The organism is Bradyrhizobium sp., assembly GCF_016462955.1.
In the GTDB taxonomy this organism is placed as follows: Bacteria; Pseudomonadota; Alphaproteobacteria; order Rhizobiales; family Xanthobacteraceae; genus Bradyrhizobium.
In genome coordinates this window covers 16,099-29,802 of the sequence record NZ_JAEMSD010000020.1, presented here as the reverse complement: position 1 = coordinate 29,802, position 13,704 = coordinate 16,099, and the positions used below count along the sequence as shown (strand labels likewise).

Genomic DNA, 13,704 nt, shown 5'->3' with positions numbered 1-13,704 from the left:
GAAATACAGATCGCCCTTGAAGATGCCGGGGCCGCCCTGCTTGTAGCCCCAGAGCGTCTCCGCGCGCGCAGCCTCGGGACCGCCCGGCGCGATCAGACCCGAGACAAGCGCGGCGCAGACCTCGCCGCCGTGAACATCGGGCCGGTTCAGCCAGTTCGTGTCGTACCAGGGCTGCTGGAAGTCCGCGGCCTCGAGCCCGATTAGAGCACGAAACTCCCGGGCGTGCTCTATGGCGAGATTGAGCACAATGCGACCGCCGATCGAGCAACCCATCACCACCGGCCGCTCCAGCCCAAGCGCATTGCAAAACGCCCGGATCGTCGCCGTATAGCTTGCGGTGGTCAGCCGGTACTCGTTGCCGTATTGGCTGTCCGGCGGATTGGACTTGCCGTGCCAGGGCATGTCGAAGGCGATGACGCGGAAGTGCCTGGTAAACTCTTCGTCTACGAGCAGATGGCGCCACTGCCGCGCGTCGGAGCCGGCGGTGTGAAGACAGACCAGGGGAACGCCGCTGCCGTTCTCCTCGAAATAGATCCTATGGAGCTCGCCATCAATGTCGACATGCACATAGCGCCCGGCGATCGGCTCGATGAAGCCGTTCATGACGCACCTCCAAACCCGTTCTGCCGGGGCAGCGCCAGGAGATCCTTGAAGTACTGGAGATGCGTCATGAAGGGATGCAGATCGCCTTCGAGGGTCGCGTGCCCGCGCTTTGTTAATGCCAGCAGATCGTGCCAGCCTGCCGGTGGCATTCGTTGCCAGTAAGCGGCGAACGCTGCGGGCGTCGCGCGATAGGAGAATCGCCAGGAGCGCATCAGCACTGGTGATGGCGCCATGTCCACGATGCGCCCTGCCCGAATGGCCAGGTGGAAGGGCTGTGTGCTCGGCCCGAGCAGGCAATCGACATCAAGCCAGCGACCACGGGCAGCGAGAGCCTCGTCGCGCGCCAGCAAATCAGGGATCGTCCTGAACGCTGCGATCACGGCATCGGGAGTAAATGGCACCGGCGAGCCGTCGTCCGGCCGGGCGCGTTCGGATTCCATCGTTCCTTCCCCTGCCCTGATTGTTCTATCTAACAGAACGTTATTCTATTTCTATTCCATTTCTATACAGCGCTCGCGAACGAAGACAAGGGTGGATAACGGGAAAGAGCCATGGGGCTGCGGTTGTGACGGATGCAGGCGACCACTGAAGAGATGAAGCTGGTCCGGCAGCGCCGCTCGACCTCAAGCTTCGAAGACGCGTGCGAACAGCCAATACCCGCCGAGCAGGCCGATGAGCGCGGACAGTGCGTATACCAGCCCTGCCGCCCTCACCGGTTCCGACCGGCCGGCGCTCCATCGATCGGCAAGACGGAGGATTTGCAACGCGACGGCGACGATCGCGACCTGCCCGATCTCGACGCCGAGGTTGAAGGCGGCGAGCGCCGGGACGATCGCGTCCGTCGGCAGGCCGATCTCCCGAAGCACGCCGGCAAAGCCGAAGCCGTGAATCAAGCCGAACAGGAAAGCAAGGCGCCAGCGCTTGTCGACGTCGCGCGAGAAGAAGTTCTCGACCGCCACGAACACGATCGAGGCCGCGATCGCCGGCTCCACGATGCGGCTCGGGACGACCAGGACATTCAACGCCGCGAGCGACAATGTCAGGGAGTGAGCGACGGTGAAGGCCGTAACGATCTTGACGACCGGCATCAGCCGGCGCGCCCATAGCACGATTGCTGCCAGGAATGCCACGTGATCGTAACCGAGGAAGATATGCTCGATGCCGGTCAGGAGATAGCGCCACATGGTCGAGGCCAGCGACGGCGGCTCCTTCGAGAGCATGACCGTGATGTTGTCGGCGTCGAGCAAGGCCTGCGTCTCGGACCTGCCCTGCGCAACCAGCACGACCTGACGCGCGGCCTTGTCTTTTTCAGTCAGCACGGTGGAGCGATAGACGATATCGCCGGCCATGCTCGCGCAAGCAAAGCTGTTGCGATAGATGATGCCGTCACCATCGGGCAGAATTGCAGCGTTGCCCGGCGCACAGGCGGAGCCGCCCCCCGTCACGGCCATATGCGTATGGAAATAGGCTAGGATTGCGGCGCCGGCCGCTTCGACCGCCGCGGGGTCGACCGCGTCCTGCTTTGCGTCATACGTCCTCGTGCCGATCAGGCGGTCGACATCGCTGCCCTTCAATCCGAGCTCGACCTTCACGATGCGTTCGGCGGTCAGCGCCACGCGCGCCGTCACGAGGTTAACCTGATGCGCCTCGGCCGGGCGGCCAATGCCGAGCAGAACCGCTAGCCACAGCAGAAGCGGCCACTTCACGATCTAGCTCCGTCGCCGTCACGCCAGTACATCCGCCACGACCGCCTTGAGGACATCCCGGACATCGGCCGGCTTCAGCCGGATCTGCAGTCCGCGCTGACCGCCGTTGAGATAGACGAGGTCATGCGCGAGTGCGCTCTTCTCGATCACGGTGCTGACCTGCTTGCGCTGGCCGAACGGGCTGATGCCGCCGACCTTGTAACCGGTGCTGCGTTCCGCCTCGGGCGGCTTCATCATCTGCGCCGACTTGCCGCCCGCCGCCGCCGCCAACTTCTTCATCGAGACTTCCTGGTCGGAGGGAACGACCACGCAGACCGGCTTGCCGTCGACCTGCGCCATCAGCGTCTTCAGGACCCGCGCGGGGTCCTCACCGAGCGCGGCGGCGGCTTGGAGGCCAATACTTTCGGCGTCGGGATCATAGTCGTAGGCATGAACGGTGAAGGCGACGCCGGCGGCCGTGAGTGCGCGTGTGGCGGGGGTGACTTTGGACATGGGCCATATCTACCACCGCCATGGCGAGGAGCGAAAGTGTACCGGATTCCCCGGCTTCGCGGGGAATGACAGCGGCTTGTGTGGCCTCGTGTGCGATGACGACGAGGCCCGCTACTCCGCCGCGTCCCGCATCTCCGCCCGTTCGGCCCGCGCCGCGCAGAACTTGAACTCCGGGATCTTGCCGAACGGATCGAGCGCCGGATTGGTGAGCAGGTTTGCGGCCGCCTCGGCGTAGCAGAACGGCATGAACACCATGTTCTCCGGCACGTCGCGGTCGGAGCGGACCTTGACCTCGACCGCGCCGCGGCGCGTCTCCAGGCGGATGAAATCTCCCGGCGCCAGCTGCTTCCTGCGCATGTCCTTCGGCGACATGAAGGCGACCGCCTCAGGCTCGATCTGGTCGAGCACCTGGGCGCGGCGCGTCATCGAGCCTGTGTGCCAGTGCTCGAGCACGCGGCCCGTCGACAGCACCATCGGATATTCGTCGTCCGGAATCTCGTCCGGCGGGATGACTTTGGCCGGCACGATCTTGCCGCGGCCGCTCGCGGTTGGGAAACCCGTGGTGAAGATGATCTCGTTACCCGGCTTGTCCGGAGCGTCGACGGGATAGGTCACCGCGCCTTCGCGCACGAGCCGGTCCCAGGTGATGTTCTTCAGCGACGGCATCAGCTGCGCCATCTCGGTGAAGACATCACCGGGACCGGAATAGTTCCACGGCAGGCCCATGCGCTTGCCGATCTCCTGGATGATCCAGAGATCCTGCCGCGCGTCGCCCGGCGGCTTGACCACCTGGCGCGCCAGCTGCACGCGGCGGTCGGTGTTGGTGAAGGAGCCCTCCTTCTCCGCGAAGGCCGAGGCCGGCAGGATCACGTCGGCATGAAACGCTGTCTCGGTGACGAACAGATCCTGCACCACGAGGTGATCCAGCATGGCGAGCGCCTGGCGGGCATGCTGGAGATCGGGATCGGACATCGCGGGGTTCTCGCCCTCGATATACATGCCCTTGATCTCGCCGGCATGGATCGCGTTCATGATCTCGACCACGGTCAGGCCGCGGACGGGATCGAGATCCTGCTGCCAAAGCTTTTCGAAGCTGCCGCGCAGATCGTCGCGACCGACCGGCTGGTAATCCGGCAGGAACATGGGAATGAGGCCGGCGTCGGACGCTCCTTGCACGTTGTTCTGGCCACGCAGCGGATGCAAGCCGGTGCCGGGACGGCCGACCTGGCCGGTGATCAGCGCCAGCGCGATCAGGCAGCGCGCATTGTCGGTGCCGTGGACGTGCTGGCTGATGCCCATGCCCCAGAAGATGATCGACGATTTTGCCCGCGCATAGGTCCGCGCCACTTCGCGCAGCGTCTCCGCCGGGATGCCGCAGATCGGCTCCATCTTCTCCGGCGTGAATTCCTTGATCTTCTCCTTGAGGTCCTCAAAACCTTCGGTGTAGCCGGCGATATACTGGTCGTCGGTCAGGCCCTCCGTGATGATCGTGTTGATCATCGCGTTCAGCATGGCGACGTCGGAGCCGGGCTTGAACTGCAGATGCCTGGTCGCGTGACGCGACAGCGTCTGCCGCCGCGGATCCATCACGAACAGCTTTGCGCCGTTCTGCTTGACGGCGTTCTTGATGAACGTCGCCGCGACCGGATGATTCACGGTCGGGTTGGCGCCGATCACGATGATGACCTCGGCGTCCATCGCGGCGGCGAACGGCGCCGACACCGCGCCCGAGCTCAGGCCTTCGAACAGCGCCGCCACCGACGAGGCATGGCATAGACGCGTGCAGTGGTCGACGTTATTGGAGCCGAAGCCGGTGCGCACCAGCTTCTGGAACAGATAGGCTTCCTCATTCGAGCCCTTGGCCGAGCCGAAGCCGGCCAGCGCCTTTACGCCCTTCTCGTCGCGGATCTTGACCAGGCCCTTGGCAGCAATATCGAGCGCCTCTTCCCAGCTCGCTTCGCGGAAATGCGTGAACGGATTGGCCGGATCGACCTGGTCGTTGGAGTCCTTCTTCGCATTCGGCAGCCGCACCAGCGGCTTGGTCAGGCGATGCGGATGATGGATGTAGTCGAAGCCGAAGCGGCCCTTGACGCAGAGACGGTTGTGATTGGCGGGACCGTCACGGCCTTCCGCATAGATCACCTTCTCGTCCTTGACCTCGTAGGTGACCTGGCAGCCGACGCCGCAGAACGGGCAGAGCGAGTCGACCTTCCTGTCGGCATAGGTCACGCGGGTTTGCCTGTCGTCGAGCATCACGGCCGGCATGAGCGCGCCGGTCGGGCATGCCTGCACGCATTCGCCGCAGGCGACGCAGGTGGACTCGCCCATGGGGTCATCGAAGTCGAACACGACCTTGGAGCCGTGATTGCGGTAGGCCATGCCGATGACGTCGTTGACCTGGACCTCGCGGCAGGCGCGCACGCACAGGCCGCACTGGATGCAGGCATCGAGATTGACACGCATCGCCGGATGGCTTGCGTCGGTGGCCCAGCGTTCGGCGGGGGGGAAGCGGCTTTCGGTGACGCCCGTGGTGTCGGCCCAGTGCCAGAATTTCGAATCCGGATCGTGACTGGTCTCGCGCGCCGGCTGGTCGGCGACGAGCAGCTCCATCACCATTTTCTGCGCGGACACCGCACGCGCGCTCTCGGTCTTCACCTTCATGCCGATGGCGGGCGTGCGCTTGCACGAGGCGGCGAGCACGCGCTCGCCCTCGATCTCGACCATGCAGGCGCGGCAATTGCCGTCGGGGCGATAGTCCGGCGCCGGCGAATAGCAGAGGTGCGGAATCTCGCGGCCCTGACGCTTGGCCACCTGCCAGATCGTCTCGCCTGCGCTGGCCTCGACCTGCTTGCCGTCGAGCTCGAACGTAATCTTGGTCATTCGGCCGCTTCCTTGAACTCGTCGGGGAAATATTTGATCACGGAGGACAGCGGATTCGATGCCGCCTGTCCGAGCCCGCAGATCGAGGCATCGCGCATCGCCTGGCTCAATTCTTCCAGCAAGGCACGGTTCCAGACCGGCTTCTGCATCAGCAGCGCCGCCTTCTGCGTCCCGACACGGCACGGCGTGCACTGGCCGCAGCTCTCGTCCTCGAAGAACTTCATCAGGTTCAATGCCGCCGCCCGCACGCTGTCCTTCTGCGACAGGACCACGATCGCGGCTGAGCCGATGAAGCAGCCGTATTTCTCCAGCGTTCCAAAATCGAGCGGGATGTCGTCCATCGACGCCGGCAGGATGCCGCCCGATGCGCCGCCCGGCAGGTATGCATAGAACTGATGCCCGTCGGCCATGCCGCCGCAATATTCGTCGATCAGTTCGCGCACGGTGATGCCCGCGGGCGCGAGCTTCATGCCGGGGTTCTTGACGCGTCCCGAGACCGAGAAGCTGCGCAAGCCGTGCCGCTCGTGCCGGCCATGGCCCTTCCACCAGTCGGCGCCCTTCTCGACGATGTCGCGCACCCACCACAGCGTCTCGATGTTGTTGATCAGCGTCGGTAGCCCGAACAGGCCGACCTGGAACGGGTAAGGCGGCTTGTGCCGCGGCAGGCCGCGCTTGCCCTCGATGCTCTCCAGCAGCGAGGATTCCTCGCCGCAGATATAAGCGCCGGCGCCGCGGCGCAGGTGCAACGTCGGCCCACCCGGCGGCAGCTTGGCGATCTCGCGCTGGAGGATCTCGCGCGAGGCCGGATATTCGTCGCGCAGATAGATGTAGACGTCGCTCGCCTGCACCACATGCGCGCCGATCAGCATGCCCTCGATGAAGCGATGCGGATCGGTTTCGAGGTAATAGCGGTCCTTGAAAGTGCCGGGCTCGCCCTCGTCGCCGTTGATCGCCATCAGCCGCGGCCCGGGCTCGCCCAGCACCGCGCGCCATTTGCGACCCGTCGGGAAGCCGGCGCCACCGAGCCCGCGCAGCGAGGCGTCGTCGAGCGACTTCAAGAGATTGTCCGTCGAGAGTTCACCCGCGCGCAGCCGGCTCAGCAGCTTGTAGCCGCCGCCGGCGACATAGGCGTCGTAACCGACATAGCTGGGCAGATGGGCGTGCGTGTCGCCGGCTTTCGCGGCGGCCATCACGTTCGCGACAGTGGCATGATCGACGAAATTGTGTCCGACCTCCGCGGCCGGCGCTGTATCGCAGCGGCCGACGCAGGGGGCGCGCACGACGCGGATGCCGGGCCCCGATGCGCTCTGCAAATCCTCGAGCAGCTTCTCGCCGCCAAGCATTGCGCAAGTCAGCGAATCGCACACGCGGATCGTCAGCGGCGCGATGTCCAGCTCGCCTTCCTTCACCACGTCGAAATGCGCATAGAAGGTCGCGGTCTCGAACACTTCGGCGAAGGCTAGCTTCATCTCGTCGGCGAGCGCAGCCAGATGCGCAGCCGAGATCTGGTGGTACTCGTCCTGGATCAGGTGAAGATATTCGATCAGGAGATCGCGCCGCCGCGGCCTGTCGCCTAGCAACAGCTCGATCTCGTGAGCGGCGGTCGGATCGACCTGCCGTCCTTTCGGGGTGGCCTTGGCGCGTCGGCGTCCCTCACCGGGATGCTCGAAGGAGCGGACCTTGTGCACGTCCTCATGGCTCATCGATTCGTCTCGATCTCGTCTTTCAGAACGGCTCCACTTCTAATCTCTGGCATGCCAGATGCCAAGATCATTTATTATGCTCGCGGAAGCGGTTACGCGGCACAGCTCAATGGAGCGCTCCCAGATCTGACCCGGACACGACCCTGCGTTCGACCATCTGGCCGAGCGAAGCCCGAATTGAGAGGGAGATCAATAAAGGCGTCCCATGCTGCGATTGCGAAGTCCTATCGACTTCGCCTCAGCCGCGGAGCCCAAGGGTGGCCGCCGAACATTCGCCCTTCTACGGGGCGTCGCTTTTTTCGACCAGGAACACGATGCGCGCCTCGTTGCGTTCGGTGATCTCGACCTTGTCGCCGGTCTCGCGGATCAGATTGGGAATATCGATGACCGAGAGCGGATCGGTGCAGTGAACTTCGAGCTGGTCCCCCGCCTTGAGCGGCTTGAGCGCCTTCCGGGTCTTGAGCGCCGGCAACGGACATTTCAGCCCGGTGAGATCGAGTGTCGTCCTGGTCATGGCCGCACCATGGCGAGGCTGAGCGGCTGCGTCAACGAGGACACATCAGATCAGGCTGGCGTACGGCAGGAAGCCGACATCTTGCCCCGGCTCGACGTTCGTGACGTCCTCGCCGAGTTCGACGAGGCCGTCGGTCTCGACCAGCGAGGACAAGAGCCCGGCGCCCTCGCGCGGAAACTTGACCGCCTCGAGCCCGCCGTCCTGCGCGCGCCGCAGCGATGCGCGCACATATTCGCGCCGGCCGGCCTTCTTCTTGTAGGCAAACGCCGCACGCACCGGGATGGGCAAGAGCGGCTCCGGCAAGGCGCCAGACAGCGCCAACACCGTCGGTCGCACCACGTGGACGAATGTCACGAAGCTCGCGACGGGATTGCCGGGAAGTCCGATCAGCGGCGTGCCGTCGATGATGCCCATCGCCACGGGCCGGCCCGGCTTGATCGCCATCCGCCACAGCACCAGCGAGCCGATGCTCTCAACCGCAGCCTTGACGTGGTCCTCCTCCCCGGTCGAGACACCGCCGGTGGTGAGGACCAGGTCGTGGCTGCCTGCAACCTGCTTCAGGCCGCTCGCGAGCGAGGTGCGCTCGTCGCGAAGAATGCCGAGATCACTAACCTCGCAGCCGAGCCGCCGCAGCATCGCCAGCAGCATGAAGCGGTTGGAATCGTATAGCTGCGAGGCTGCGCGCGGCTCGCCGGGTGACGCCAGTTCGTCGCCTGTCGAGAACACGGCGACCCGGATGCGCCTGACGACGTCTAGCCTGGTCAGGCCGAACGCTGCGGCAAGCGCGACGTGCTGCGGTCGCAGGCGCTGGCCGGCGCGAAGCGCAACGTGACCCTGCGGAATGTCCTCGCCGGCGGGACGAACATTGGCCCCACGCTTCAGCCCCGGCGGCAAGACGATCCTGCCTGAAGCATCGACGCGGACGTCCTCCTGCATGAAGACGGTCTCCGCATCCGGCGGCATCGGCGCGCCGGTGAAGATACGCACGGTGTGGCCGGGCTTGATCGGCGTTTGCGCAAGGCCGCCGGCCTGAATGCGGCCGTCCAGCGAGAACGCCTGCTCCGCGCTTGCCGGAAGGTCGGCGTTGCGCACGGCGTAACCATCGACGGCGGAGTTGGTGAACGGCGGCAGCGGCAAAGGCGCCGCCACATCGCCCGCGAGCACGCGTCCGTCGCCCTCGACCAGCGCCACCGTCTCGATGTCGGCAATCGCGTTGACGCGGGTCGTGATGAGGCCAACGGCTTCGTCGACCGACATCATCGGGCCGCCGAAGGCAAAGCAATCGTCCGAGAGTTGCGCCATGGTGCCTCGTCAGCGTATCGCGGCGCTTCTGGCCAAAGCTTCCTCGACCGGCATCGCCGCACGCAACATCAAGGCCGCGGCAGCCACGATGTCGTCCAGATGGACAGTCGGCAGCCTTGTGTCAATCGCGACGTCGCTCGCAATCCCGGCAATGCCGGGATCGTCCGGAAACAGCAGCGGCTTGCCATTGCCCGCACGATGCACCTCGATCTTGCGATGCGGCTCGCGCTTGAATCCCTCGACCACGACGAGATCGACCGCCGAGAGCTTGTCGAGCAGCTCCGGCAGCCGCGGCTCCGCCGCCCCGCGCAGCTCATGCATCAGCGCCCAGCGGTTCGACGAAGCCACCAGCACCTCCGCCGCACCGGCCTCGCGATGGCGCCAGGAATCCTTGCCTGGCACGTCGACGTCGAACTGATGATGCGCATGCTTGATCACGGAGACGCGCAGGCCCTGCGCGTTGAAATGCGGGATCAGCCGCGTCAACAGCGTGGTCTTGCCCGCACCGCTCCAGCCCGCAAGGCCGATGACTTTCATCGCAATTCGATCTCCGCCAGCCGCACGGCCGGAACCGCCTTCTCCATCGTCTTGAGCATGCATATATCGGCTTGACCCGAATGTCATGCTAACGTCGCCGCCATGATGAAGATCGACAAAGCCCCGGTGCCCCTGATCGTCCCCAATCCGGACGACCCCCGCCTGACCCAGAGCGTGACCGGCACAGACCAGACCGGCGCCAAGGTCGAGATCAAGGTGCCGATGGAGCGGCCACTGACGCTCTACCTGAATGCGCAGGAGATCGTCACCATGATGACGATCGGCGACTATCCGGAATATCTCGCGCTCGGCTATCTGCTGAACCAGAACATGCTGAAATATAACGACGTGGTCACCGAGGTCGAGTACGACGACGACCTCCAGGTGGTGGTCGTGCGCACCTCGCACCACACCAATTTCGAGGCCAAGCTGAAGAAGCGCACGCAAACTTCGGGCTGCGCGCAAGGCACCGCCTTTGGCGACCTGCTGGAGGCCGTCGAGAGCGTCGCACTGCCCAAGGCCGAGCTGCGCACCTCGTGGCTCTACCAGATGACGCAGACCATCAACACCATGCCCTCGCTCTACCTCGAGGCCGGCGCGATCCACGGCTGCGTGCTGTGCAAGGAGGGCGCCCCGCTCTGCTACACCGAGGACGTCGGCCGCCACAACGCCGTGGACAAGATCGCAGGCTGGATGTACCGCCACGGCGTCGACGCGTCCGACAAGATCCTCTACACCACGGGACGCCTCACCTCCGAGATGGTGATCAAGACCGTGCGCATGGGCATTCCAATCCTGGTGTCGCGCTCCGGCTTCACCGCTTGGGGCGTCGATCTCGCAAGGCAGGTCGGGCTGACGCTGGTCGGGCGCACCCGTGGCAAGCGCTTTCTCGCACTCGCAGGCGAGGAGCGCATCGTCTACGACCAGAACCTCGCTTACGTCGAGGAGGAATCGGCCAAGCACAAGCGCAAGGGCGAAGGTGTTGACGACTAGGATTCCAACCACGCATGTTCCGCCGACTCTCGGCGTGCTGCTGGCCGGCGGCCTCGCACGGCGCATGGGCGGCGGCGACAAGCCGATGCGCAGCATCGGTGGACGCACTATTCTGGAGCGCGTCATCGCGCGCCTGTCGCCCCAGTGCAGCGGGCTGATCCTCAACGCCAACGGCGATCCCGTCCGCTTTGCCGCGTTTGGCCTGCAAGTCGTCGCTGACGACGTCCCGGACTTCCCGGGCCCGCTCGCCGGCATCCTCGCGGCGCTGGATTGGAGCGCGGCGAACCGGCCGGAAATCGAGTGGGTGCTCAGCGCCGCCGGCGACTGTCCGTTCCTGCCGCGCGATCTCGTCGCGCGGCTGCACGAGGCGCGCGCGGGCGAGAACGCGCAGCTTGCGGTGGCCGCGTCAGGCGAGCAGTCGCATCCGGTGATCGGGCTGTGGCGCGTCGCCTTGCGCGAGGAGCTGCGCCACGCGCTCGTGGTCGAAGACCTCCGCAAGATCGACCGCTGGACCGCGCGCTATCGGCTGGCGACGGTGACATGGCCTACCGAGCCGCTCGATCCGTTCTTCAACGCCAACACGGTCGAGGATATCGCCGAGGCGGAGCGGCTCGCGGCACTCGACGACGCCTTCTAGCGATCTCACGATTTCGGGAACTCGTTGAGCAGCTGCGCCCAGATGATCGCGAAGGCGATCAGGCCACAGAGGCCGACGACAATGCTGAACCGCGGCAGTCGGCCGATCGCCACCAGCAACCAGGCCGGCAGGAAGAACAGGCCGAACACCATGCCGAGCGGGAAGACGGCGAGCCATTGAAAGCCGGTGCCGTCCCCGGGCGGGACATTCGCGATGTGGTAGAAGGTGTAGAGCCAGAACAGCGTCCCCGTCGCCGCGACGAGGGCAGCAAACTTGCGGAAATTGAGGGGTGTGGACGCAGTCATGGCTTGGCTCATGCTGCTTGGTCGCGGCGGCGGTCGCACAAGTTCATGACGTCTTGAACGAGAACTGGTCTCTACGCGGGCCGGAAACCCGCGCGCTCTAGTGCCACGCGCGCCGCGGCCGAGCCAAGCGCGTCGAGAAAGGCCCGCACGGCCGGCCGGTCCTTGCGCGCCGTCACCAGCGCGAAGTCATAATGCTCTTCCGCCAGGGGAATGAAGCCGAGGCCGGCTGCGTGGGCGACCGGCGCAATGGTCATGCCCCAATCGGCGCGGTGCTGCGCGACGGCCGCGGCGACCGCATTGTGCGAACGCGGCTGGTTCCAATAGCCTTCCGGGCGCGCACCGCCGAGCAGGCGATCGATCAGGATACGCGTGCCGGCGCCCTGATTGCGGTTCACCATGATGCAGGCGGGGTCGGCGAGTGCAGCGGCAACCGCGTCCTTCGCACTGAGGCCCTCGAAGCGCGTGTCGCCCTCGCGGAAGACGATGCCCTGCATCCGCCGCCAGCCCGGCACGAGTTCAAGCCCATCGACGAGATAAGGCGCGTTGTAGGTCTCGCTCTTGTCGTCGAACAGGTGGATCGGCGCGAGGTCGCACTCGCCGCGCTTGGCCGCCGCCAATCCTCCGAGGCTGCCGATGGCGATCGTGCGCACGGTCAGGCCGGCATGCGCGAGCGGCGCGGTGACGAGATCGAGGCCGGTGCAATGGCTGCCGACGATGACAAGATCGGGCACGCGCACATGCGGCGTGAACAGCGTCACCTCGGTTTCGGTCCCGGCCGGCATTTGGTCAGCCAGCGCATCGATGCGCAGGAATCCGTCGGCCTGCGCGAACGACGTGATCGCACCGGATCCCTTGCCGGATGGATAGGCGATCAGGCCATCCCTGCCTTCGACCAGCGAGACCATGACGAACTCGGTGCGGCCGAGCTCGGAGGCGATGCGCACCGGCACGGTCGCGTTCACCCTGGCATCGGAGCGAGGCGGCAGGCCGGCCATCCTGCGCAGCACCGGCACGATCATGTCATGGAAGGTGAACATCGCCGAGGTCGGAAAACCCGGCAGGATCACCACCGGCTTGCCGTCGCACACCGCAAGGCACAGCGGCTTGCCGGGCTTGAGCGCAACGCCATGCGCAATGATGCCCGGCGCACCGAGCCGCCCGATGATGCGATGGGAGAGATCGCCCGCGCCTTTCGAGGTGCCGCCCGATAGCACCAGCATGTCGGCGTCCGCAAGCGCGCGGCGCATCGCCGCTTCGAGCTTGACTTCATCGTCTGGAATAGCGCCGAGGAAAACGGCCTCGCCGCCATTCTCGTCGATGGCGGCCGCGACGATGGCGCCGTTGGTGTCGTAGATCTCGGCTGGCCCGAGCGGCTGGCCGGGCTGGACCAGTTCGTCGCCGGTGGAGATCACGGCGACGCGCGGCTTGCGCGCGACACTCACCTCGGCAATGCCGCAAGCCGCGAGCATGCCGATCTCGCGCGAGCCGATGATGGTGCCGGCGCGCAGCAGCGCCTCGCCGCGCGCGATGTCGGATCCGGCGTAGGAGACGAATTGCCCCGGCGAGACGGCGCGACGGACATCGATCGCCTCCGAGCCGGCCGGCTGAGTGTGCTCGACCATGACGACGGCATCGGCGCCGCGCGGCAGCGGACCGCCGGTGGCAATCGGCGTCGCGGTCCCGCCCGCCACCTGCAGCCTCGGCGCGGTGCCGCAATGGATGGTCTCGCCGTTCAGCGTCAGGCGAACGGGCTTGCCTTCGCCGGCCACCGCAAGATCGGCGGAACGCACGGCAAAGCCGTCGACATTGGAGCGGTCGAACGGCGGCACATCGATCGGTGCGGTGATGTCTTCGGCGAGCGCAGCGCCCAGAGCAGCAGCGAGCTTGCGCTTCTCGCTGAGAAGAGCGCGCGGGAACAAGGCCGCCTCGAAGCGCGCCAGCGCCTCCTCGCGCGAGAGGATCTTGAGAAACTGCTCCTGTTCGAGCTCGCTGCGGTCTGGTGATCTCGGGATCATCGTCATGCCACGACCCA

General features: G+C 65.7%; 13 protein-coding genes. 2 read left to right on the top strand and 11 right to left on the bottom strand.

Features of this window, described 5'->3' with window-relative positions; all coding sequences use genetic code 11:
- The 9 genes from JHD07_RS04280 to mobB all read right to left on the bottom strand — a co-directional run.
- The coding region (locus tag JHD07_RS04280; protein ID WP_291619342.1) for an alpha/beta hydrolase at window positions 1-603 on the bottom strand (603 nt) is incomplete at its 3' end.
- Window positions 600-1,043 carry a hypothetical protein gene (locus JHD07_RS04275; RefSeq protein WP_291619340.1) on the bottom strand — a complete coding sequence of 148 codons (444 nt, stop codon included), beginning with the start codon at window positions 1,041-1,043 and terminating at the stop codon, window positions 600-602. The genes JHD07_RS04275 and JHD07_RS04280, both read right to left, overlap by 4 nt.
- Window positions 1,044-1,226: 183 nt before the next feature.
- Window positions 1,227-2,309 carry a HupE/UreJ family protein gene (locus tag JHD07_RS04270; RefSeq protein WP_291619338.1) on the bottom strand — a complete coding sequence of 361 codons (1,083 nt, stop codon included), beginning with the start codon at window positions 2,307-2,309 and terminating at the stop codon, window positions 1,227-1,229.
- Window positions 2,310-2,327: 18 nt separating this feature from the next.
- Window positions 2,328-2,801: a Cys-tRNA(Pro) deacylase gene (ybaK, locus tag JHD07_RS04265; protein WP_291619336.1), complete on the bottom strand. Its 474-nt coding sequence runs from the start codon at window positions 2,799-2,801 to the stop codon at window positions 2,328-2,330.
- A 111-nt stretch (window positions 2,802-2,912) separates the two neighbouring features.
- Complete coding sequence (gene fdhF, locus JHD07_RS04260) at window positions 2,913-5,681, bottom strand: formate dehydrogenase subunit alpha (RefSeq protein WP_291619334.1); 2,769 nt, start codon at window positions 5,679-5,681, stop codon at window positions 2,913-2,915.
- A complete protein-coding gene (locus JHD07_RS04255; RefSeq protein ID WP_291619333.1) occupies window positions 5,678-7,384 on the bottom strand; it encodes an NADH-ubiquinone oxidoreductase-F iron-sulfur binding region domain-containing protein in 1,707 nt (568 codons plus the stop codon). The genes fdhF and JHD07_RS04255 overlap by 4 nt, the downstream gene beginning before the upstream one ends.
- Window positions 7,385-7,664: 280 nt before the next feature.
- On the bottom strand, window positions 7,665-7,898 hold the full coding sequence (locus JHD07_RS04250; RefSeq protein ID WP_036011410.1) for a sulfurtransferase TusA family protein: 234 nt from the start codon (window positions 7,896-7,898) through the stop codon (window positions 7,665-7,667).
- Window positions 7,899-7,943: 45 nt separating this feature from the next.
- Window positions 7,944-9,200 (bottom strand): gephyrin-like molybdotransferase Glp, encoded by a 1,257-nt coding sequence (glp, locus tag JHD07_RS04245; RefSeq protein WP_291619321.1) that lies wholly within the window; start codon window positions 9,198-9,200, stop codon window positions 7,944-7,946.
- A 9-nt stretch (window positions 9,201-9,209) separates the two neighbouring features.
- Entirely contained in the window at window positions 9,210-9,737 is a 528-nt protein-coding gene (gene mobB / locus JHD07_RS04240; protein WP_291619319.1) for a molybdopterin-guanine dinucleotide biosynthesis protein B, read from the bottom strand.
- A gap of 102 nt (window positions 9,738-9,839) precedes the next feature.
- On the opposite strand from mobB, the gene JHD07_RS04235 reads away from it, so the two are divergent.
- Window positions 9,840-10,730 (top strand): formate dehydrogenase accessory sulfurtransferase FdhD, encoded by an 891-nt coding sequence (locus JHD07_RS04235; protein WP_291619317.1) that lies wholly within the window; start codon window positions 9,840-9,842, stop codon window positions 10,728-10,730.
- A gap of 1 nt (window position 10,731) precedes the next feature.
- Window positions 10,732-11,367 carry a molybdenum cofactor guanylyltransferase MobA gene (mobA, locus tag JHD07_RS04230; RefSeq protein WP_291619344.1) on the top strand — a complete coding sequence of 212 codons (636 nt, stop codon included), beginning with the start codon at window positions 10,732-10,734 and terminating at the stop codon, window positions 11,365-11,367.
- 5 nt (window positions 11,368-11,372) lie between these two features.
- Here mobA and JHD07_RS04225 read toward each other — a convergent pair whose 3' ends face one another.
- Window positions 11,373-11,672, bottom strand: a complete 300-nt coding sequence (locus JHD07_RS04225; RefSeq protein WP_291619315.1) for a hypothetical protein — start codon at window positions 11,670-11,672, stop codon at window positions 11,373-11,375.
- A 71-nt stretch (window positions 11,673-11,743) separates the two neighbouring features.
- Window positions 11,744-13,693, bottom strand: a complete 1,950-nt coding sequence (locus JHD07_RS04220) for a molybdopterin biosynthesis protein (protein ID WP_291619313.1) — start codon at window positions 13,691-13,693, stop codon at window positions 11,744-11,746.
- Between the last annotated feature and the right edge of the window lie 11 nt (window positions 13,694-13,704).